The sequence below is a fragment of the Mycolicibacterium arabiense genome (assembly GCF_010731815.2).
In the GTDB taxonomy this organism is placed as follows: domain Bacteria; phylum Actinomycetota; class Actinomycetes; order Mycobacteriales; family Mycobacteriaceae; genus Mycobacterium; species Mycobacterium arabiense.
Map to the genome: position 1 here is coordinate 2,060,201 of NZ_AP022593.1, position 20,906 is coordinate 2,081,106.

The 20,906-nt window shown below is 69.2% G+C and carries 22 protein-coding genes; 7 read left to right on the plus strand and 15 right to left on the minus strand.

The annotated features are described in order from the left end of the window. Positions 1-4: 4 nt before the first annotated feature. The 3 genes from G6N61_RS11625 to G6N61_RS11635 form a co-directional block, all read right to left on the minus strand. Entirely contained in the window at positions 5-1,090 is a 1,086-nt protein-coding gene (locus G6N61_RS11625) for a TobH protein (protein WP_163918662.1), read from the minus strand. Then, the gene (locus G6N61_RS11630; protein ID WP_163918663.1) at positions 1,087-2,493 is read right to left on the minus strand and encodes a phosphomannomutase/phosphoglucomutase; all 1,407 of its coding nucleotides are present in this window, start codon (positions 2,491-2,493) and stop codon (positions 1,087-1,089) included. The genes G6N61_RS11625 and G6N61_RS11630 overlap by 4 nt, the downstream gene beginning before the upstream one ends. Before the next feature lie 120 nt (positions 2,494-2,613). After that, entirely contained in the window at positions 2,614-3,033 is a 420-nt protein-coding gene (locus G6N61_RS11635; protein WP_163918664.1) for a DUF3499 domain-containing protein, read from the minus strand. 129 nt (positions 3,034-3,162) lie between these two features. On the opposite strand from G6N61_RS11635, the gene G6N61_RS11640 reads away from it, so the two are divergent. Beyond that, on the plus strand, positions 3,163-3,585 hold the full coding sequence (locus G6N61_RS11640; RefSeq protein WP_163918665.1) for a metallopeptidase family protein: 423 nt from the start codon (positions 3,163-3,165) through the stop codon (positions 3,583-3,585). Positions 3,586-3,619: 34 nt separating this feature from the next. Here the strand turns inward: G6N61_RS11640 and G6N61_RS11645 are convergent, their stop codons facing one another. Beyond that, entirely contained in the window at positions 3,620-3,859 is a 240-nt protein-coding gene (locus G6N61_RS11645) for a WhiB family transcriptional regulator (RefSeq protein WP_235887624.1), read from the minus strand. A 450-nt stretch (positions 3,860-4,309) separates the two neighbouring features. Between G6N61_RS11645 and cofD the strand changes: the two genes are divergently transcribed. Genes cofD through G6N61_RS11660 form a run of 3 tightly spaced genes read left to right on the plus strand, consistent with a single transcriptional unit; the run spans position 4,310 to position 7,235 of the window. Further along, entirely contained in the window at positions 4,310-5,335 is a 1,026-nt protein-coding gene (gene cofD, locus G6N61_RS11650) for a 2-phospho-L-lactate transferase (protein WP_163918667.1), read from the plus strand. After that, complete coding sequence (locus tag G6N61_RS11655) at positions 5,332-6,684, plus strand: coenzyme F420-0:L-glutamate ligase (protein ID WP_163918668.1); 1,353 nt, start codon at positions 5,332-5,334, stop codon at positions 6,682-6,684. Before cofD ends, G6N61_RS11655 begins: the two co-directional genes overlap by 4 nt. Further along, positions 6,681-7,235: an NUDIX hydrolase gene (locus G6N61_RS11660; protein ID WP_163918669.1), complete on the plus strand. Its 555-nt coding sequence runs from the start codon at positions 6,681-6,683 to the stop codon at positions 7,233-7,235. Before G6N61_RS11655 ends, G6N61_RS11660 begins: the two co-directional genes overlap by 4 nt. On the opposite strand, the gene manB is transcribed toward G6N61_RS11660, so the two are convergent. The 4 genes from manB to rfbD form a co-directional block, all read right to left on the minus strand. Next, positions 7,217-8,293 carry a mannose-1-phosphate guanylyltransferase ManB gene (manB, locus tag G6N61_RS11665; protein ID WP_163918670.1) on the minus strand — a complete coding sequence of 359 codons (1,077 nt, stop codon included), beginning with the start codon at positions 8,291-8,293 and terminating at the stop codon, positions 7,217-7,219. The two genes, G6N61_RS11660 and manB, sit on opposite strands and share 19 nt — an antisense overlap. Positions 8,294-8,307: 14 nt before the next feature. Beyond that, the gene (locus tag G6N61_RS11670) at positions 8,308-9,201 is read right to left on the minus strand and encodes a glycosyltransferase family 2 protein (RefSeq protein WP_163918671.1); all 894 of its coding nucleotides are present in this window, start codon (positions 9,199-9,201) and stop codon (positions 8,308-8,310) included. Between the two features lie 107 nt (positions 9,202-9,308). Next, positions 9,309-10,352 carry a cellulase family glycosylhydrolase gene (locus G6N61_RS11675; protein WP_163918672.1) on the minus strand — a complete coding sequence of 348 codons (1,044 nt, stop codon included), beginning with the start codon at positions 10,350-10,352 and terminating at the stop codon, positions 9,309-9,311. A 43-nt stretch (positions 10,353-10,395) separates the two neighbouring features. Beyond that, positions 10,396-11,256: a dTDP-4-dehydrorhamnose reductase gene (rfbD, locus tag G6N61_RS11680; RefSeq protein ID WP_163918673.1), complete on the minus strand. Its 861-nt coding sequence runs from the start codon at positions 11,254-11,256 to the stop codon at positions 10,396-10,398. 68 nt (positions 11,257-11,324) lie between these two features. Between rfbD and G6N61_RS11685 the strand changes: the two genes are divergently transcribed. Next, the gene (locus tag G6N61_RS11685) at positions 11,325-12,806 is read left to right on the plus strand and encodes an LCP family protein (protein WP_163918674.1); all 1,482 of its coding nucleotides are present in this window, start codon (positions 11,325-11,327) and stop codon (positions 12,804-12,806) included. Then, positions 12,803-13,537, plus strand: a complete 735-nt coding sequence (locus G6N61_RS11690; protein ID WP_179973610.1) for a TIGR03089 family protein — start codon at positions 12,803-12,805, stop codon at positions 13,535-13,537. The genes G6N61_RS11685 and G6N61_RS11690 overlap by 4 nt, the downstream gene beginning before the upstream one ends. On the opposite strand, the gene G6N61_RS11695 is transcribed toward G6N61_RS11690, so the two are convergent. The 3 genes from G6N61_RS11695 to G6N61_RS11705 are packed head-to-tail and all read right to left on the minus strand — an operon-like array spanning position 13,530 to position 16,463. Next, positions 13,530-14,693: an acyl-CoA dehydrogenase gene (locus G6N61_RS11695; protein WP_163918675.1), complete on the minus strand. Its 1,164-nt coding sequence runs from the start codon at positions 14,691-14,693 to the stop codon at positions 13,530-13,532. The two genes, G6N61_RS11690 and G6N61_RS11695, sit on opposite strands and share 8 nt — an antisense overlap. Before the next feature lie 14 nt (positions 14,694-14,707). After that, the gene (purE, locus tag G6N61_RS11700; protein WP_163918676.1) at positions 14,708-15,286 is read right to left on the minus strand and encodes a 5-(carboxyamino)imidazole ribonucleotide mutase; all 579 of its coding nucleotides are present in this window, start codon (positions 15,284-15,286) and stop codon (positions 14,708-14,710) included. Beyond that, complete coding sequence (locus G6N61_RS11705) at positions 15,276-16,463, minus strand: 5-(carboxyamino)imidazole ribonucleotide synthase (RefSeq protein WP_163924766.1); 1,188 nt, start codon at positions 16,461-16,463, stop codon at positions 15,276-15,278. The genes purE and G6N61_RS11705 overlap by 11 nt, the downstream gene beginning before the upstream one ends. Positions 16,464-16,582: 119 nt before the next feature. Here G6N61_RS11705 and G6N61_RS11710 point away from each other — a divergent pair, with 119 nt between their 5' ends. After that, entirely contained in the window at positions 16,583-17,269 is a 687-nt protein-coding gene (locus tag G6N61_RS11710; protein WP_163918677.1) for a GtrA family protein, read from the plus strand. Here the strand turns inward: G6N61_RS11710 and G6N61_RS11715 are convergent. The 4 genes from G6N61_RS11715 to G6N61_RS11730 form a co-directional block, all read right to left on the minus strand. Then, positions 17,224-17,742, minus strand: a complete 519-nt coding sequence (locus tag G6N61_RS11715) for a PH domain-containing protein (protein WP_163918678.1) — start codon at positions 17,740-17,742, stop codon at positions 17,224-17,226. The two genes, G6N61_RS11710 and G6N61_RS11715, sit on opposite strands and share 46 nt — an antisense overlap. A 26-nt stretch (positions 17,743-17,768) precedes the next feature. Continuing rightward, positions 17,769-18,602 (minus strand): biotin--[acetyl-CoA-carboxylase] ligase, encoded by an 834-nt coding sequence (locus G6N61_RS11720; RefSeq protein ID WP_163918679.1) that lies wholly within the window; start codon positions 18,600-18,602, stop codon positions 17,769-17,771. Between the two features lie 128 nt (positions 18,603-18,730). After that, on the minus strand, positions 18,731-20,221 hold the full coding sequence (locus G6N61_RS11725; protein WP_163918680.1) for a sugar transferase: 1,491 nt from the start codon (positions 20,219-20,221) through the stop codon (positions 18,731-18,733). 114 nt (positions 20,222-20,335) lie between these two features. After that, positions 20,336-20,890 (minus strand): YdcF family protein, encoded by a 555-nt coding sequence (locus G6N61_RS11730; RefSeq protein ID WP_308215014.1) that lies wholly within the window; start codon positions 20,888-20,890, stop codon positions 20,336-20,338. Between the last annotated feature and the right edge of the window lie 16 nt (positions 20,891-20,906).

Here is a 20,906-nt window from a genome sequence, read left to right on the forward strand (position 1 = left end):
GCGACTAACCCCGAACCAATCGCAGGTAGACGGCCGCCATCTCGAGCCGTACCGCCAACATCGCCAGCTGCTGCTCGAGCCGACCACTCGGCGGAGGCGCCGCGGTGTCCCCCACGTCGCCTGCGCTGGTGGTGGTGACGTCGTCGTATCCGCTGAGCCGCGACAGCGTGGTCGGCCGGTCCTGATCGGCGGTCAGCACGATGGCGCGGACGCGCGTCGGCAGCGGACCGTCGAGTTCCTCGTCGTGGAAGATCGATGTCTCGAAGTCGGCGGTCTGGCGGTTGAGCCCACCGCGCAGGGACACCAGCACGTCGGCCAACCCGACCGACGCGACCGGTCTAAGACCCACGCGCAGCAGCACGGCGCTCACGTGCCGGGCCAGCGCGAGCATCGGCGCGCCCTCGCCTGCCACGACGACGGTCGCGTCCGCCATCCGGTCGGCGAGCGCCTTGGCCGGGTTGGTGAAGACGTCCCGGCCCGCGCTGTTGCGCAGTGCCTCGGCGTCGAGTTCGTCGGCCAGGGCAGCCACGTCGACCTGCATGCCGGGGTCCACGGCGTGCAGGACGAGCAGGCCCGCCGCGAGGTACCGGGCGAGGCTGAAGTCGTCGGGCACGGGCAGACGCGGGCCGAGGAGCACCGCACGGCCCGCGGCGGCATCGCGCAGCGGCCCCTCCTCCGGCGCGACCACCAACACCCGTGCGCCGCGACGCACGCCCGTGGCGACAGCGGTCACCAGCGCGGGATCGGCTGCGTCGTCTCCCGCCACGACGAGGACGTCGAGGGCACCCACCCACGGGGGCACCTCGGACGCGGTGACGATCGGCGCGACCGTGGACGCGCCGAGAGCGGCGACCAGCAGCGCGCCCGCCGCGGCGGCGGTACCGCTGCCCGCCACCCAGATCACGGTGCGCGGTGGATGATCCGACCGCATCGGCTCGAACACGCCTTCGTCGAAAGCCGCTGCAGTGGAACGCATCTGAGCCCCCGCCATCGATGCGGCACGGAGCAGTCCGTCGCGGTCGGCGTCGAGCAGACCGTCGACGTCGTCGAGGTCGATGGTTGCGGCGCCGGCGCGCGGTTCAGCGCTCATGGGACGGGCTCGCCGCTTCCCGAGGTGGCGAGTATCCGGGTACCGACGTGGTCGACGATGTCGTCGACCTCGGCGGCCGTGCGGGCCTCCACGTTGAGCCGCAACAGGGGTTCGGTGTTGGAGGTGCGCAGATTGAACCAGCGCCCGTCGCCGAGGTCGACGGTGACACCGTCGAGGTGGTCGATCGAGTGGATGTGCCCCTCGTACGACTTGAGCACCGCGTCGACGCACGCGGCCGCGTCGGACACCGTGTAGTTGATCTCGCCGGACGCCTCGTAGCGCTGGTAGTCGGCCATGATCGCCGACAGCGGCCGCTCCTGCTCGCCGAGCGCGGCCAGGACGTGCAGCGCCGCGAGCATGCCGGAGTCAGCGCCCCAGAAGTCGCGGAAGTAGTAGTGCGCCGAGTGCTCACCGCCGAAGATGGCGCCGGTCTCGGCCATCAGCCCCTTGATGTAGGAGTGGCCGACGCGCGAGCGGACGGCGGTGCCGCCGCGTTCGACGATCAGCTCCGGCACCGCGCGCGAGGTGATCAGGTTGTGGATGACCGTGGCACCGATCTCGCGGCCGAGTTCGCGACCAGCCACCAGGGCGGTGACCGCAGACGGTGACACGGGCATGCCGCGTTCGTCGACGACGAAGCAGCGGTCGGCGTCGCCGTCGAACGCCAGGCCGATGTCGGCGCCGGTGTCGAGTACGTGCTTCTGCAGATCGACGAGGTTGGCCGGGTCCAGCGGGTTGGCCTCGTGGTTGGGGAAGGTGCCGTCGAGTTCGAAGTACAGCGGCAGCAGCGTGATGCCGCTGATCGCGCCGAGCACGGCGGGCGACGTGTGTCCACCCATGCCGTTGCCCGCGTCGACGGCGACGCGCAGCGGCCTGCTGGCGCGCAGGTCGACCAGGGACCGCAGGAAGTCGCCGTACTCGGCGAGGACGTCGCGATCCTCGATGGAACCGGGCGCACCGGCGCCCTCGGGCACCCCGCCGATGACCTCGTCGCTGATGGTCGTCAGGCCGGTGTCCTTGCCGACCGGCTTGGCGCCGGCGCGACACAGCTTGATGCCGTTGTAGGCAGCGGGATTGTGGCTCGCGGTGAACATCGCGCCGGGGCAGTCGAGCAGGCCGGAGGCGAAGTAGAGCTGGTCGGTCGAGGCGAGGCCGATCCGGACGACGTCCAGCCCCTGGGCCACCACCCCGTCGGCGAAGGCCGCGGCCAGCGACGGGGAACTCTCCCGCATGTCGTAGCCGATGACGACCTGGGTGGCTCCGGGGGTCTGCTCGTCGCGCACCAGGCGGGCGAAGGCGCCGCCGACGTCGCGGACGAAGTCCTCGTCGATTTGCTCGCCGACCAGCCCACGTACGTCGTACGCCTTGATCACTCGCTGGACGGCGGCAGCGGGCCGAGACATAGAACTCCTAGATCCCATCAACGGTCACCGCATCCCCTCGCAGAATGCTCGTGACTCCAGCCTATCGGCTCGCGATTTCTCACGTCGCCGCTCACACCGGTCCGTCAGCCATCCGTTCGCTCAGTCCGAGGGATCGGGCAGGACCCGCAGATGTCCCCGTCGGCGGCCGTTGGGCTCCACGCGACGGGCGGCGGGCGCCATCAGCGCTCCGCCGTGGGCTCCCGTGGTCGGATCGGAGAAGCCGGCGACCACACCACTCGACGGAACGCCGCCGTCGCGGGCCTCGCGGACGGCGTCGGCCAGGGCGACGAGGTCGTCGTCGTCGGTGTGCGACGGCAATGGCCCGGCGTGGCGGACCAGCTCCCATCCACGCGGCGCCGTGATGCGCCCGGCGTGCAGGACGCACAGATCCCAGGAATGCGGTTCCGACACGGTGGCCAAGGGTCCTACGACCGCAGTCGAGTCCTTGTAGACGAAGGTCAGCGTCGCCACGGCGTAGTGCGGGCACCCAGGCCGGCAGCAGCGACGAGGAACGTTCACGGAGCAGAGGCTATCGCGCGGCACCGTCACCCGGTGCCGGACACGCGCGTCGGACGACCGCCGATCCCGAACCGTTACGATCGACCGATGCCCGCACAGCGTCGAAGGGGCTCGCGCCGAGGACGGGGAATGCGAGGACCACTGCTGCCCAACACCGTCCCGGGTTGGCGCAGCAGGGCGGAGCGCTTCGACATGGCGGTGCTCGAGGCCTATGAGCCGATCGAGCGACAGTGGCAGGAAAGGGTGTCGGCCCTCGACGTCGCGGTGGACGAGATTCCGCGGATAGCCCCGAAGGACCCGGAGAGCGTGCAGTGGCCGCCCGAGGTGATCGCCGACGGTCCGATTGCGCTGGCCCGGCTGATCCCGGCGGGAGTAGATGTTCGGGGCAATTCGACACGAGCCCGAATCGTGTTGTTCCGCAAGCCGATCGAGCGTCGGGTCAAGGACGCCGACGAACTCGCCGATCTCTTGCACGAGATCTTGGTGGCCCAGGTGGCCACCTTCTTGGGCGTTGAGCCCAACGTCATCGACCCGACGATCGACGACGACTGAGCGCGGTCGCTCAGGTAGGTCGCGCGAAGGGGCCCTAGACGATGCCGCGCTTGAGGCGACGGCGTTCCCGCTCGGACAGCCCACCCCAGATGCCGAACCGCTCATCGTTGGCGAGGGCGTACTCGAGGCACCGGTCGCGGACCTCGCAGCCCTGGCAGATGCGCTTGGCCTCGCGGGTCGAGCCACCCTTCTCGGGGAAGAACGCCTCGGGGTCGGTCTGAGCGCACAGGCCGCGCTCCTGCCACTGATCGTCGTCCTCGTCGTCCGACTCCATGTCGAACCGCTCGTGCAACGGCACCAAGCTCAGCTGGGGCCGCGCCGGCGCGGCGAACTGGGCCGGCCCCGTGTTGGTGTGCGGCACGTCGCCTACTGAGCCGAGCATCCGCCCATCGAACTGCACGACGCCGTCGAAATCGACACGCTCATAAGACATATTCCGCCTCCTCACTTGTCTCGTAGATCGCTCACTGGAGCCCCACCCCTGCAAGTGGCGCCAACTCAATTCGAACAAGTGATCGAATCTCGGTCTGCGACACCGGAACCGGAGGGCCAACCGCGAAATGACACTGATGTGATTAGACACGGGTTAGCTGCACCGGTCAAGCGGTAGGGCGGGATTTCATATCATCCCGTGATCAAAACGCGGCGCGTCGGACATCCGGCGTGTCGGTCACACCCACCCGCGGGCGACACCATCGCACGCCAAAGCCTAGTGTCGATCGGTGTGAAGGTGACGGTTCTGGTCGGCGGAGTGGGTGGTGCCCGCTTCCTCCTCGGAGTGCAGCGGTTGCTGGGGCTGGGTCAGTTCAGCGCTACGCCCCCGGCTCCTTTGCCAGGCGAGCACGAACTGACCGCGGTGGTGAACGTCGGCGACGACGCGTGGATGCACGGCGTGCGCATCTGCCCCGACCTGGACACCTGTATGTACACCTTAGGTGGAGGTATAGATCCCGAGCGCGGCTGGGGACACCGGGACGAAACCTGGCACGCCAAGGAGGAACTCGCGGCCTACGGCGTGCAGCCCGACTGGTTCGGCCTCGGCGACCGGGACCTCGCCACCCACCTCGTGCGCAGCCAGATGCTCCGGGCCGGCTACCCCCTGTCCCAGGTGACCGAGGCACTGTGCGACCGGTGGCAGCCGGGGGCCCGGTTGTTGCCGGCGAGTGACGACCGCAGCGAAACGCACGTCGTCGTAACGGATCCCGAACCAGGCGACGGGGGCAACGCGCAGGACGGGGATGGCAGCCGGCGCGCGATCCACTTCCAGGAGTGGTGGGTCCGCTACCGCGCCAAGATCCCCACCCACGGCTTCGCGTTCGTCGGTGCCGAGAAGGCCACCGCGGGTCCCGGGGTCACCGAGGCGATCTCTCAGGCCGACGTCGTGCTCGTCGCGCCGTCGAACCCCGTCGTCAGCATCGGCGCCATCCTCGCGGTGCCCGGCGTGCGGGCCGCTCTACGTTCGACACCCGCCCCCGTGATCGGCTACTCCCCCATCGTCGCCGGACGGGCACTGCGCGGCATGGCCGACGAATGCCTGTCGGTGATCGGCGTGAAGACCTCCTCCGAGGCGGTCGGTGCGCACTACGGCGCGCGCAGCGGCGTCGGCATCCTGGACGGCTGGTTGATCGACGAAGGCGACGAGGCGACGGTCGAAGGTCTCGAGGTCCGTTCCGTACCCTTGTTGATGTCCGACCCACCGACCACCGCCGAGATGGTGCGCAGCGGACTTCAGTTGGCGGGCCTGGCGTGAGCGTCGACCACGGCTCGGCGGGGACCGTCGAAATCCTGCCCGTGTCCGCCCTGCCCGAGTTCCGCCCCGGTGACGACGTCGCCGCCGCCATCGCCGGTGCGGCGCCATGGCTACGCGACGACGACGTCGTCGTGGTCACCAGCAAGGTGCTCTCGAAGAGCGAGGGGCGCATCGTCGCCGCCCCGACGGACCCGGACGAACGAGATGCCCTGCGTCGTCGCCTGATCGACGACGAAGCCGTCCGCGTGCTCGCCCGCAAGGGCCGGACTCTCATCACCGAGAACGCCATCGGGCTCGTCCAGGCCGCCGCCGGCGTCGACGGTTCGAACGTCGACTCCGCCGAACTCGCCCTGCTGCCCGTCGATCCCGACGGCAGCGCCGCGGCGCTGCGCGACCGACTCCGGGAACTGCTCGGCGTCACGGTGGCCGTCGTCGTGACCGACACCATGGGCCGCGCCTGGCGGAACGGGCAGACCGACGTGGCGATCGGGGCTGCGGGCCTCGCCGTGCTGCACGGCTATGCCGGCGCCCAGGACGGCCACGGCAACGAACTGATCGTCACCGAGGTGGCGGTGGCCGACGAAGTCGCCGCCGCCGCAGATCTGGTAAAGGGGAAGCTGACCGCCATCCCCGTCGCCGTGGTGCGTGGCCTGTCCCCACGCGACGACGGCTCGAACGGACACTCGCTGGTTCGCGCGGGCGAGGAAGACCTGTTCTGGCTCGGCACCGCCGAGGCGATCGAACTCGGCCGCACCCAGGCCCAGTTGCTCCGCAGGTCGATTCGCCAGTTCGCCCCTGACCCGGTCGATCCGGCCGTGATCGAGGCAGCGGTGGGCGAGGCATTGACGGCACCCGCACCACACCACACCCGCCCCGTGCGGTTCGTGTGGGTGCGCGACCGGGGCCGCCGCACCCGCCTGCTCGACGCCATGCAGGACAGGTGGCGCGCCGATTTGCTCGGTGACGGCAGGCCCGCCGACGCCGTCGAGCGCCGCGTCGCGCGCGGTCGAATCCTGTACGACGCGCCCGAATTGATCATCCCGTTCATGGTCCCCGACGGCGCTCACGAGTATCCCGACGCCGAGCGGACCGCCGCGGAACACACCATGTTCACCGTCGCGGTCGGCGCCGCCGTGCAGGCGCTGCTGGTCGCGCTCGCAGTCCGTGACGTGGGCAGCTGCTGGATCGGGTCGACCATCTTCGCCGCCGACCTCGTGCGCAGCCAGCTCGAGCTGCCCGCCGACTGGGAACCGTTGGGCGCCATCGCGATCGGCCACGCCGCAGAGGGCTCCGTGCCCGACGGCCCGCGCCCGCCGGTGCCGACCACCGACCTGCTCGTCGAACTGTGAGCCCGCACGCCTCCGTCGTCGAGACCCTGAGCACCTGGCGCCCAATCGATCCGGCGCAGGACTCGGTACGCAACGCGGTGCTGGCGTTCGTGCTGGCCCGTCCGGATGCGTGCTCGCGATCCTGCGAGCCGGGCCACGTCACCGCGTCGACGCTGTTGCTCGACCACGCCGGCAGGCATGCGCTGTTGACGCTGCACCCACGGATAGGCCGTTGGGTTCAGCTCGGCGGCCACTGCGAGGACACCGATCTGGACATCGCGTCGGCCGCGCTGCGGGAGGCCACCGAGGAATCGGGCATCGAGGGCGTGGTGGTCGACCCCGTCCCCGCGGCCATCCACGTGCACGCACTGACGTGTTCGCTGGGCGTCGCCACCCGTCACCTCGACGTCCAGTTCGTGGCGCACGCCCCGGCGGGGTCGGAGATCACCCGCAGCGACGAATCGCTCGACCTGAGATGGTGGCCGCTCGACGGCCTGCCCGACGACGCCGACTTCGGCCTGCGTCAGCTGGCCGCGGCCGCCGCGGCTCGCGGTCAGACGTCGGTGGAGTAGCGAATGCCGCCGTCGGGGATCGTGATCCCCGGCCACACCCTGGCGCCGCGCAGCAGTTCGCAGCGAGCGCCGATGTTCGCGCCGTCACCGATGACGCCGTCGCGGATCAGCGCCCGCGGGCCGATGCGAGCGCCGAACCCGATGATGGACCGCTCGATCACCGCGCCGGCCTCGATGCGCGCCCCGTCGAAGATGACGGCGCCGTCGAGCCGTGCGCCCGCGCCGATCTCGGCACCCCGGCCCACGACCGTGCCGCCGATCAGTAGCGCACCCGGTGCGACGGCCGCGCCCTCGTGCACCAGTTCCTCGCCGCGGTGGCCCTTGAGGGCGGGCGACGGCGCGATGCCGCGGACCAGATCGGCCGAGCCACGCACGAAGTCGTCGGGCGTGCCCATGTCACGCCAGTAGGTGGCGTCGACGTACCCGCACACCTTGAGGCCGTCGGACAGCAGCGCCGGGAACACCTCGCGTTCCACCGATACCGCGCGATCGGTGGGAATGCGGTCGATCACCTCGCGCTGGAACACGTAGCAGCCCGCGTTGATCTGATCGGTCGGCGGGTCCTGGGTCTTCTCCAGGAAGGCGGTGACGCCACCCTCGGAATCCGTTGGCACGCAACCGAAGGCACGCGGGTCACCGACGCGGACCAGGTGCAGGGTGACGTCGGCCTTGCGCTCGTGGTGGCTGGTCAGCAGTGCCTTGAGGTCGGCGCCGGACAGGACGTCGCCGTTGAACACCAGCGTCGTGCCGTAGCGCAGCTTGGGCGCCACATTCGCGATGCCGCCACCGGTTCCGCGCGCCTCCTCCTCGAACACGTACTCGATGTCGAGTCCCAGCGCCGAACCGTCGCCGAACTCCTTCTCGAACACGTCCGCCTTGTAGGAGGTTCCGAGCACGACGTGCTTGATGCCTGCGTCCGCGATGCGGCTGAGCAGGTGGGTCAGGAACGGCAGCCCCGCCGTCGGCAGCATCGGCTTGGGCGCCGACAGCGTCAGCGGCCGCAGTCGGGTGCCCTGTCCCCCGACGAGGATGACGGCGTCCGTCTGCGCTGGATCCACCGGAGTTCCCACGATCAGCCCCGTCCCTTCGCCAATGTTCGCCGAGAATTGCCCACGACCAGCCGCGCGCGTACCGCGAGGGCCGACCTGATGCTCCACCGAAGTGGAGCCTGCCACCAGCGAGGGTGCCGGTCGGCGAGGAAAGTGTAGGTGCTCACGTGATGGGCAGCCAAGTTGCGGGCCGGGTCGCGACCCGTGCTGTGCCCCTTGTCGTGCAAAACCTCCGCCGACGGCACGTAGACGTTGAGCCAACCGGCTTGGTGCAACCGATCACCCAGGTCGACGTCCTCCATGTACATGAAATACCGCTCGTCGAAGCCGTTCACCCCGTCGAAAGCCGACCGACGCAGCAAAAGGCACGAGCCGGACAGCCAGCCGACCGGGCGTTCGCTGGGCTCCAGCCGCTCCTGACGGTAGGCCGCCGTCCACGGGTTCGACTTCCAGAACGGTCCGACCACCGCGTGCATGCCGCCGCGCACCAGGCTCGGCTGATGACGCGCCGAGGGATAGACCGACCCGTCCGGATCGCGGATCAAGGGTCCGAGCGACCCGGCACGCGGCCAGCGCGCGGCGGCCTCGAGCAACTCGTCGATGCTGTTGGGACCCCACTGCACGTCGGGGTTGGCGACCACGAAGAACTCCGCGTCGCCCGAGTACGACGGGTCGTGCAGGTAGTGCTCGACGGCCCGGTTCACCGCGCCGCCGTAGCCGAGATTGGCTCCGGTGCGCAGCAATTGGACGTTCGGGTGCTGCTGCACGGCGGCCTCCGGCGCACCATCGGTGGATCCGTTGTCCGCCATCACGACCGTGACAGGACGCTCGGTGGCGTGCGACAGGGTCGCGAGGAATCGGTCGAGGTGGGTGCCCGGCGAGTACGTCACCGTCACGACCACCAACTCGTCGCTCACGCGACCACCTTCGCCTCGTCGCTCACGCGACCACTACCAACGCGTCACCCACGGCGTAGAGGGTAACCGGCCGACTGCCCTATGCCGCCGTCCGCGTTGGGCCCCCTTCAACGGGCGAAGACTCCGGCGGCGTACTTCGGCTGGTAGTCAGACGTCAGCAGCGCGCCGAAGTTCGACTCCCGGTCGCCCCGATTCCCGGTGTCGGTGTCGCGGATGCTGTAGATGAACGCCGGGCCGCTGTAGGGCAGGCCCGCGACCGCCGAGAGCACGTCGGTGATCTGCTTGGCCTGCTCCTGCTGGCTCACGCCGTCGCCGCCCTCACTCGTCGGCGCACCCAGCTCGGTGATCCAGATCCGCTTGCCACCGTCGCCGTTGGCCGCCATCACGTCGTGCACGGCGCCGACGTCGGACCACCCGTTCTCCGGGTTGGCCGCCAAGCCCGAGGGGAAGACGTACGGGTGTGCGGCCGCGGCGTCGAAGCTGCCCTTGGCGCCCGCGGCGTACATCTTCTCCATGAACGCAGGCGGTGATTCGTCACCGGGCAGTCGGCTCAGACCCGCCAACACGACGGTGCTGTTCGGCTGCACGGCCTTGATGGCCGGGTAGGCGGCCTTCACCAGCTCGGTGTAGCGCGGGGCGTTGTGCGGGGTGAAGCCGAAGAACAGCGGCAGGTTCGGCTCGTTCCAGAGCTGCCAGCTCGACACCCGGCTGCCGTACCGCTGCACGACGGCCGACGAGAAGTCGGCGTAGTCCGCCACGTTGTTCGGCGGGGCGGTGAAGTAGGACCCACCGGGGCGCGCCCAATCCGGTGAGAAGGCGATGACCCCGAGGACCTTCAGCCCGCGAGCGGTCGCGGCGTTGATCACCAGGTCGGTCTGTCCCCAGTCGTACTGACCCTTGGCGGTCTCGATCGTGGTCCACGGGATGAGGACGCGCAGCCAGCTGGCCGTGGTGTTGGCGACCGCGTCGAGTTCGCGGTTGACGTCGGCCGAGCCGAGCCACGTCATCTGCGCGCCGTCGCCGAAGCCGTAACCCGCGGCGGGCACCACAGGCGGCGCGGCGTGCGCCGTTGGTTGCGCGAACACCGCCACGAGCAGGGCGGCGAGGCCCACGGAAAGGCGTGTGAAGGCAGTCTTGGCCCATCGACTCATGCGACAAAGCTACCGGACGGGCTGTTCGCTGCCCGAATACGAGTCAGCCGACGTCGAGGGCGGCGATCAGGGCATCCCGCCAGGGCCGCAACGGCGTCAGCCCGGCATCGGTGGACCGCCGCTGACTCAGCGAGGAGTAGGGCGGACGGGGCGCGGGCCGGGGATGCCGATCGCTTCCGACGGGCCGCACCTTCTCCGGGTCCGCGCCGACGAGTTCGTAGACCGCCCGCGCCTGATCGAACCGGCTGGCCGGCCCGTCGTTGACGGCGTGCAGGACCGGGCCAGACACGCCGCCGTCGGCGACCTCGAGCAGTGCTCCCACCAGATCGCCGACGTAGGTGGGTGACCCGATCTGGTCGGCGACCACGTCGACGGTCGCACCTTCGGCGGCGTTGCGGCGCATCACCGCCACGAAGTCGCTGCCGTCCGCGCCCTCGTAGATCCACGCGGTGCGGACCACGTGCGCGGAGGGCAGTTCGGCCAGCACGGCCCGCTCGCCCGCCAGCTTCGACCTGCCGTACACCGACAGCGGGTTCGTCTCGTCGTCCACGTCGTAGGGTCGGGGCTCGCCGCCACCGAAGTCGCCGTCGAACACGTAGTCGGTCGACACGTGGATCATCCGGGCACCGGCTTCCGCGCACGCCCGCGCGACGTTGCCCGCGCCCGTCGCGTTCACGGCGTGGGCCCGGTCGGCCTCTCGCTCGGCGTCGTCGACCTTGGTGAAGGCCGCGCAATTGATCACGACGTCGGACGCCCTGACGTGACGCGCGGGGGCAGCGGCGTCGGTGACGTCACACTGCGCGGACGTCAACGCGAGCACCTCGCGGCCGGCACGGCGCGCGTGAGCAGCGAGAACCGTTCCCAGGAGCCCGCCTGCGCCGGTGATCACCAATCGCTGCGACATGGTTGAAGAGTCTGGCACGCCGACTCGCGCTACCCGGTTCGAGGGCTTCTCGCCAGTAGCCTGGGCTGATGCCCGCTCACCTCGCCCGCAGCATCGCCGTGATCTCGGCGCTCGTGGTCGTCGTCGGCACCGGGCTGGCGTGGGGCAAGATCCGGTCGTTCGAAGAGGGCATCAACCACATCAGTGCCGAGGCACTCGGTGGTGGCGGCGAGGACGGCGCGATCGACGTGCTGCTCGTCGGCATGGACAGTCGCACCGACGCACACGGCAACCCGCTGTCGGCCGAGGAACTCGCGACCCTGCGCGCAGGCGACGACGTCGCGACCAACACCGACACGATCATCCTGGTGCGCATCCCGAACAACGGTAAGTCGGCGACGGCCATCTCGATCCCCCGTGACTCGTACGTGGCGGCACCCGGATTCGGCAAGACCAAGATCAACGGCGTCTTCGGAGCGGTGAAGCTCGAGGAGATGAAGCAGCTCGTCGAGATCGACGGCGAGGATCCGGCGACCGCAGAGCCCAAGGCGGTCGAGAAGGGCCGCGAGGCACTCATCCAGACCGTCGCCGATCTGACGGGCGTCACCGTCGACCACTACGCCGAGATCGGCCTGCTCGGCTTCTCGCTCATCACCGACGCACTCGGCGGCGTGGACGTGTGCCTGAAGGAGCCGGTGTACGAGGAACTCTCGGGTGCCGACTTCCCCGCCGGCTGGCAGAAGCTCGACGGACCGCAGGCGCTGAGCTTCGTCCGGCAGCGGCACAACCTGCCGCGCGGCGACCTCGACCGCGTGACCCGCCAACAGGCGGTCATGGCATCCCTTGCCCACCAGGTGATCTCGAGCAAGACCCTGTCGAGCCCCGCCACGTTGAACCGGCTGCAGGCCGCGGTCCAGCGGTCGGTCGTGCTGTCCGACGGCTGGGACATCATGGACTTCATCGAGCAGCTGCAGAACCTCGCCGCAGGAAACGTCGCCTTCGCCACCATTCCCGTTCTGCAGGAGGACGGGTGGAGCGACGACGGCATGCAGAGCGTGGTGCGCGTCGACCCCACCGCGGTCAACGACTGGGTCGAGGGCCTGCTGCAGGACCAGGACGAGGGCAAGACCGAGCAACTGGCCTACTCGCCGGACAAGACCATCGCCGACGTCGCCAACGACACCGACATCAACGGTCTCGCCGCGTCGGTCTCACAGGTGCTGTCGCAGAAGGGCTTCACCGAGGGCGCGGTCGGCAACAACGAGTCGGCTCACGTCGAGCGCAGCCAGGTTCAGGCGCTCAAGCCCGACGATCTCGGCGCGCAGGCGATCGCCAGGGAACTCGGCAACCTCCCCATCGTGGTCGAACCCTCGCTCCCCGCAGGCACGGTGCGGGTGGTGCTCGGCGCCGACTACACCGGTCCGGGTTCGGGCCTCGGCAACGAGGACCCGTCGACGATCGGGCTCGACACCGGCGACACGGTCGATCCGGCGGCAGTCGACACCGAAGGGGCACCGCTCATCTCACCGATCCTCACCGCCGGCTCGGACGACCCCGCCTGCGTCAATTGACCACCGTCAGCGCGGCGCTGCTCGACGACCGGTTGCGCGCCAGCCCCACCGCACCCGCCATCACCTACTACGACGACGCGACCGGCGAGCGCATCGAGCTGTCGGCGGTGACGCTGGCCAACTGGGCCGCCAAGACCGGCAACCTGCTGCGCGACGAACTCGGCATGGGCCCGGGCAGCCGGGTGGCCGTGTTGCTGCCCGCGCACTGGCAGACCGCAGGCGTCCTTCTCGGCATCTGGTACATCGGCGCCGAAGTCGTCGTCGGACAGTCTGATTGGCAGGGTGACTGCGACCTGGCGTGCACGACGGTCGACCGCCTCGACGAGGCGGACACCGCGGTGGTGCCGATGGGCGAGGTGGTCGCACTGTCACTCGACCCGTTCGGCAAGCCGGCCGCCGGCCTCCCGCTCGGCGTCACCGACTACGCCACGTCGGTGCGCGTGCACGGCGACCAGATCTCGCCCGAGCGTGCACCGGGCGCCGCACTGGCCGGGCGCAGCCCCGCCGACGTGCTGGCCGCGGCCGAGTCCTCAGCCGCCGCACGGGGTTTGACCGCGAGCGACCGGGTGCTGTCGACCGCCGACTGGGACACCGCCGAGGCAGTCGTCGACAACCTGCTGGCGGTGTTCCGCGCCGGAGCGTCGCTGGTGCAGGTGACCAACCCGGACCCCGCCGCTCAGGAGCGGCGCAGGGTGACCGAGAAGATCAGCAGGGACCTGTCGACTACTTGAGCAGCGCGCGCGACATCACGACGCGCTGAATCTGGTTGGTGCCCTCGTAGATCTGGGTGATCTTGGCGTCGCGCATGTAGCGCTCGACCGGGAAGTCGACCGTGTAGCCGTAGCCGCCGAAGAGCTGCACGGCGTTGGTCGTGACCTCCATGGCGACGTCGGACGCGAAGCACTTCGACGCCGACGAGATGAACCCCAGATTGGCCTCGCCGCGCTCGGCGCGCGCTGCCGCGGAGTAGACCATCAGCCGCGCGGCCTCGATCTTCATCGCCATGTCGGCGAGCATGAACTGCGTGTTCTGGAAGTCGCTGATCGACTTGCCGAACTGCTTGCGCTCCTTGGTGTACGCGATCGCCGCGTCCAGCGCACCCTGGGCGATGCCGACGGCCTGCGCGCCGATCGTCGGGCGGGTGTGGTCGAGCGTGGCGAGCGCGGTCTTGAAGCCCGTGCCGGGGTCGCCGATGATCCGGTCACCCGGGATGCGGCAGTCCTCGAAGTACAGGTCGGTGGTCGGCGAGCCCTTGATCCCCATCTTGCGTTCCTTGGGACCGACGCTGAAGCCCGGATCGTCGGCGTGCACCACGAACGCCGAGATGCCGTTGGCACCCTTGTCGGGATCGGTCACCGCCATCACGGTGTACCAGGTCGACTTGCCGCCGTTGGAGATCCAGCACTTCGATCCGTTGAGCACCCAACCGTCGCCGTCGGCCTTGGCGCGTGTCCGCATGGCGGCTGCGTCGCTACCGGCCTCGCGCTCGCTCAGCGCGTAGGACGCGGTGGCCTCGCCGGCGCCGATCGACGGCAGCACCTGCTTCTTGATGTCCTCGGACCCACGCAGCAGCATGCCCATCGTGCCGAGCTTGTTGCAGATCGGGATCAGCGAGGACGACGCACACACGCGCGCGACCTCTTCGATCACGATGCAGGCGGTGATCGAGTCGCCGCCCTGGCCGCCGTACTCCTCGGGAATGTGGATGGCTGAGAAACCAGACGAGTTGAGCGCCTTCAGCGCCTCGTCGGTGTATCGCGCCTTCTCGTCGACGTCGGCCGCGTACGGCGCGATCTCCTTCTCGCACAGGTCGCGCAGGACCGAGCGCAACTCCTCGTGCTCGTCGGACAGCTTGAATACGTCGAACGACGGGTTACCGATCGCCATGAATCTGCTCCTTGCTACTCGCCGGTAACTTTACCCTGCCCGGACGCGTCGCCGAGCAGTCGGTCTCGCAGCGCGGCGTCCTTGCGGAGCACCATCGCCTCGAGGTCGGCCTGGAAGCGTTCCATCCTCGCCCGCAGGGTCGGATCGGCCGAGCCGAGGATGCGCACCGCGAGCAGGCCCGCGTTCCTGGCTCCACCGATCGACACGGTGGCCACCGGCACGCCTGCGGGCATCTGCACGATCGACAGCAACGAGTCCAACCCGTCCAATCGTGCCAGCGGCACCGGGACGCCGATCACGGGAAGCGGTGTGGCGGAGGCGACCATGCCCGGCAGATGAGCTGCGCCGCCCGCGCCCGCGATGATCACCTCGATGCCGCGGCCCGCCGCGTTGCGCGCGTAGTCCAGCATCCGGCCGGGCGTGCGGTGCGCCGAAACGACGCCGACCTCGAACCGCACGTCGAACTCGGCCAGCGCGAGCACCGCGTCCTCCATGACCGACCAGTCGCTGTCGCTACCCATGATCACGCCGACCCGTGCCGACGACGCGGCCCCAGCAGTCGGTTCCTCGCGCAAGCGCTCGTCAGCCGTCATGTTCGTCCCATCCGTCCGTCCACTCGGCGTGCGACAACCAGTGCGCCGCCCTCGTTGCGCGCTCGCGCACGCCTGCCACGTACTCCTCGTCGTCGAGCGAGCCGTCGGCCGCGCCGATCACGTTGACGTGACCGATCTTGCGTCCCGGCCGCTCCGACTTGCCGTACAGGTGCACCTTCGCGTCCGGCATCCGTGCGAACAGGTGGTGCATCCGCTCGTCCATCGTCATCGTCGGCGCCTCGGGCGCACCGAGCACGTTCCCCATCACCGTGACGGGGGCGATCGGGCCGGTGGCGCCCAGCGGGTAGTCCAGCACCGCGCGCAGGTGCTGTTCGAACTGGCTGGTGCGAGCACCGTCCATCGTCCAGTGGCCGGAGTTGTGCGGGCGCATCGCGAGTTCGTTGACCAGCAGGCGACCGTCGACCGTCTCGAACAGTTCGACCGCCAGCACGCCGACGACTCCGAGTTCACCGGCGAGCCGCAGCCCGAGTTCCTCTGCGGCCGAACCGAGTTCGGGGTCCAGCGCGGGCGCGGGAGCGATGACCTCGACGCAGATGCCGTCGCGCTGCACGGTCTGCACCACCGGCCACGCCGCACCCTGTCCGAACGGTGATCGGGCGACGAGCGCGGACAGTTCGCGGCGCATGTCGACCCGCTCCTCGACCAGTACGGCAGTGCCGTCGGCCAGGTACCGGCGTGCCGTCTCCCGGACGTGATCGACGTCGCGGGCCAGCGTGACGCCCCTGCCGTCGTAACCGCCGCGAGCGGTCTTCACCACGATCGGCCCGCCGATCCGCGCGGCGAAGTCGTCGATCTGATCGGCGTCGGTGATCTCCGCGAAGCGCGGGATCGGCGCCCCGAGGGCCTCCAGCTTCCGCCGCATCACCAGCTTGTCCTGAGCGTGGACGAGGGCCTGCGGCGGCGGCGCCACCGTCACCCCCTCGGCCACCAGGGTGTCGAGCAGCTCGGTGGGGACGTGCTCGTGGTCGAACGTCAGCGCCGACGCCCCTGCCGCCACCCGTCGCAACGCGTCGAGGTCGGTGTGGGCACCGATCACGACGTCGGGACTGACCTGAGCTGCGGGGTCGCCGGGTGCGGCGGCCAAGACGCGCAGCGTCTGACCGAGGGCGATCGCGGCCTGATGGGTCATTCTGGCCAGTTGGCCGCCGCCGATCATGGCGACTACGGGAGGTGCGCTCACGGTGCATATGGTGTCACGCCCAATGGCCCCGCCTGGACCGGCCGCGACCTGCACGGGTATGGGTCTGGCCCCCGGTTTCCGTACACTCGCGTCTTATGTCCTTCGCTGACGCCACCATCGCGCGGTTGCCCCGCGTGATCCGGCCCTACGCCGAACGGCATCACGAACTCATCAAGTTCGCCATCGTCGGCGCCACGACGTTCGTCATCGACTCCGCGATCTTCTTCACGCTGAAGCTCACGATTCTCGAGCCGAAGCCGGTGACCGCCAAGATCATCGCCGGCATCGTCGCGGTGATCGCGTCGTACATCCTGAACCGCGAATGGAGCTTCCGCGACCGCGGCGGACGCGAGCGCCACCACGAGGCGCTGCTGTTCTTCGGGGTCAGCGGCGTCGGCGTGGTGCTGAGCATGGCACCGCTGTACTTCTCCAGCTACGTGCTGGGTCTCCGCGTTCCCGAGGTGTCGCTGACCATCGAGAACATCGCCGACTTCGTCTCCGCCTACATCATCGGAAACCTGCTGCAGATGGGCTTCCGGTTCTGGGCGTTCCGGCGCTGGGTGTTCCCCGATGAGTTCGGCCGCAGCCCCGACAAGGTCATCGAGGCGACGGTCACCGCGGGCGGCATCGCCGAGGTCCTCGAGGACCGCATCGAAAGCCATTCCACCGCCGACGGGGCGATCGATGACACCGTGACGCCCCTGCGCCGACCGACGCAGCAGCCGACGCGCAACGGTCAGCTGGGCGATTCCTCGGAACCGAGGGTGTCGAAGACTTCGTGATACAGCAGTGAGTGCACGTGTTCGACGCGAGGGATGTCGTGGAACTCGAGCGGATCCTGCGCCGCGGACTCGATGATCAGCGTGCCGGTGCGCAGCATCCGGTCACTCAGGCCGTGCCGGAACTCGACGCTGTTGATCCGCGCCAGCGGGATGTCGATGCCCGCTCGCGTCATCACGCCGTGCCGGAACATCACGCGGCGATCGGTGATCACGAAGTGCGTGGTGCGCCAGGCCATGAACGGCCACACCGTCAGCCATCCGACGACGATCAGCCAGATGACCCCGATGACGAGCATCACGATGTTCTTGGCCGTTTGATCCCAGCCGGTGGTGTTCACGACCGCCGCGCCGAAGGCCGCCAGGGCCGTCGTCAGCAGGAGTACCAAGACCGGCCCGATCAACCGCTTCCAGTGCGGATGACGATGCAGCACGACGCGTTCGTCGGCCGCGAGCACGTTGTCCGGGTAACCCACGCTGGCACTGTACCCAGCAGGTTTGGCTAGACGGGCCGCAGATGCACGATGTCGCCGGCCGACACGACCACGACGTCGCTCCCCGTCCCGGTGACGTCGGTGTCGATGCGCAAGCGGCCCTGCTCGTCGACGCCGACCGCCTGACCGACCACCTCGCGGTCACCGGGCAGCGTGGCGCGCACCCGGCGGCCCACGGTCAGGCTGCGTTCCACGTACTCGTCGACCAGTTCGGGATCCACCCCCTCCGACCGCCGCAGCGCGTCGATGCGGCGCGCCATCTGACGCAGCATCGCCGCGACGAGGGCGGTCCGGTCGACGTCGGCGGCGCCCAGTGCGAGCAGCGACGTCGCGGCGGGATCGGGCAATTCGTCCTGCCGCAGCGACACGTTCAGCCCGACGCCGACGACGATCACGCCCGCCGGGACCGAAACCTCGGCGAGGATGCCTGCCAACTTGCCGGATTCGGGGCCCGCGAGCACGTCGTTGGGCCACTTTAGTCCCGCCCGCACCCCTGCCACGTCCGCGACGGCGTCGACTACTGCCAAGCCCGTCACCAGCGGAACCCAGCCCCACGTCGCCGCGGGGAGACCCGCGTTCGGGATGCTCATCGACATCGACACCTGGGCGCGTGGCACCGCAGACCAGGTACGCCCGTTGCGACCGCGACCGGCGATCTGATTTTCGGCGATGAGGACCGCACCTGCCACGTCTTCGCCGGCAGCCGCGCGCGCGATGAGATCGGCGTTCGTCGAGCCGGTCTCGTTCACCACGTCGAGGAGGCGCCACGCGGAGTCCTCGACGATCACGGCCTCGCGCAGGGTTTTCGCATCGAGCGGTTCGCGGGTGACGTCGTCGGCCATGTCAGCAGCCTAGGGACACCCGAAATGGGAGTGCCCGCTCCCCCACGCTTTTCAATTCGGAGCCATTTGCGGCCGCCCATTGTGACGACCGTCACTACGCCAGAAGTTAACTCTCCGGGAGTTTGCTACTAGTACGCGCCGGAGCCCGTGGCAACCGTGCGGACGGTCTTCACCGCGATCAGGAGGTCGTTGGTGATGGACCAATTCTCGACGTAGGAGAGGTCCAAGCGGACCGAGTCCTCCCACGACAGATCGGACCGGCCACTGACCTGCCACAGACCCGTGATGCCCGGTAGGACGAGCAGTCGGCGGCGAACCTGGTCGTTGTACGTGTCGACCTCGCGGCGCAGGGGCGGGCGCGGGCCCACGACGCTCATGTCCCGTCGCAGGACGTTGAAGAACTGCGGCAGCTCGTCGATGCTGTACTTGCGCAGCAACCTGCCGACCGCGGTCACCCGCGGATCGTTCTTGACCTTGAACAGCACGCCGCCGACGCTGTCGTTGACGTCCTTGAGGCTGTCGACCTGCTTGTCGGCGCCCTCGACCATGGTGCGGAACTTGATCATCTGGAAGGGCTGGCCGTCGAGGCCGATGCGCTCCGACCGGTAGAAGACCGGGCCGCGGCTGGTCAGCTTGATCGCGATCGCCGAGGCCAGCATCACCGGCAGTGCGCCGATGAGCACGCTGATCGAGACGAAGTAGTCGAAGGCGAGCTTCTGGATCTTCTTCGTGCCGCTGTACTGCGGCTTCTCGACGTGGATGAGCGGCAGGCCGGCGACCGGACGCATCGTCAGACGCGGGCCCGCGACGTCGACCACACCGGGGGTGACGACCAGATCGACGCCTAGTTTGTGCAGGTCCCAGGACAGCTCGCGGACCCCTTCGGGGCCGAGGTGGTCCGTGGTGGTCAGCGCGACGGTGTCGGCGTTGGTCTTCAGGATGGCGTCGTGCACCTTGCCTTCGTCGCCGAGCACGGGCAGCGTGCCCACCTCGGGGACGTCGATGGTGCCGCCGCTGCTGCGGCCCGTCAGGCACACGCCGACGACGAGGTATCCGTATCCCCAGCCGCGGGTCAGCGACTGGACCAGGCTGCGCACGGCACGGGCGTCGCCGACGGCGAGCACGTTGACCACGCAACGGCCGCGCCTACGCTGCCGGGCGAGGTAGAGCCTGCAGAGGTTGCGGCCAACGACGAGTCCTGCCAGGCCCAGCGGGAACGCGACGGCGAGGTATCCGCGGGCGTACTCGGGCCGGAAGATCATGAGTGCGACCGCGACGAAGCCGATGGTGGCCAGCGTCGCCGACACCACCCGGCGGTACTCCTCGACGCCTGCGCCAACGATTCGGGGCGAGCGGGTGCGGTACGCGGAGAGCAACGTCAGCCAGATGGCGCCTACGAAGCAGGACAGCATCAGGAAGTAGACGGAGGCCGGGTCACCTGCGGTGATGGGGCGTCCCAGCTTGACCGTCTGGGCGCATACGAGTGCGAGAGCGACGACGATGACGTCGGTGACGATCAGGGCGCGGACGTATCGCTGCTGCCACTGCGGACCATTCGCCGGGGCGACTCCGCGAAACGGCGTCTTGGCGGGAGTGAAAACCTCTTCAGCTACCGACACTGATCGCCACACCTCCTGTTTGCTGGCAGCTAATGCTTTTCATCTCCGGCCTGAGTTCGGTAACACTATGACACTGTTTGCCAGGCTACGCCACATATTCCGGGAAACCCCTGTTCAGGAACATTCGCCTTGCGCTAAAGCCTTCGCGAGTCCAGCCCATTGGTATGCGAAGACGAACTCCCACCGGAATAGGGAATAACGATAGCGCCGCGGTACCGCCACCATGACCGTGGAGCCGGGGCGGTCGGAGAAACACTGATCGAAGACCAGGCGAGCGCGCGGTAGGTGATACCGCCAGCTGACCACGATGATTGTCGACCAATTTCGCTCGAGTGCCAACCGCTGCATCAGGACCGCTTCTCCACGCGTGGTCAGCGGGTCGGGCCGGGCGCAGATCACCTCGACGTCGGCGGCGGGCCGGCATACCCGTTTCATCACCGGGTCCCAGTCGTCGTAGGGGTTGGAGATCACGACGGTGGGCGCCCAGCCCTCGCGCGCGAGGGAGATGCCGTAGTCCTCCCGGCCGTCGTGCTCACCGCCGAGCACGATGATGGCGTCCGCCTGGCGTAGGTCGTCGGTCCTGGCATTGGCGAACACCAGGAAGCCGCTCACCGAGACGTCGACGGCGATCACGACGACGACCAGAATCGACGCCTGGACCGCCGTCAACCACCTCCTTCGCCAT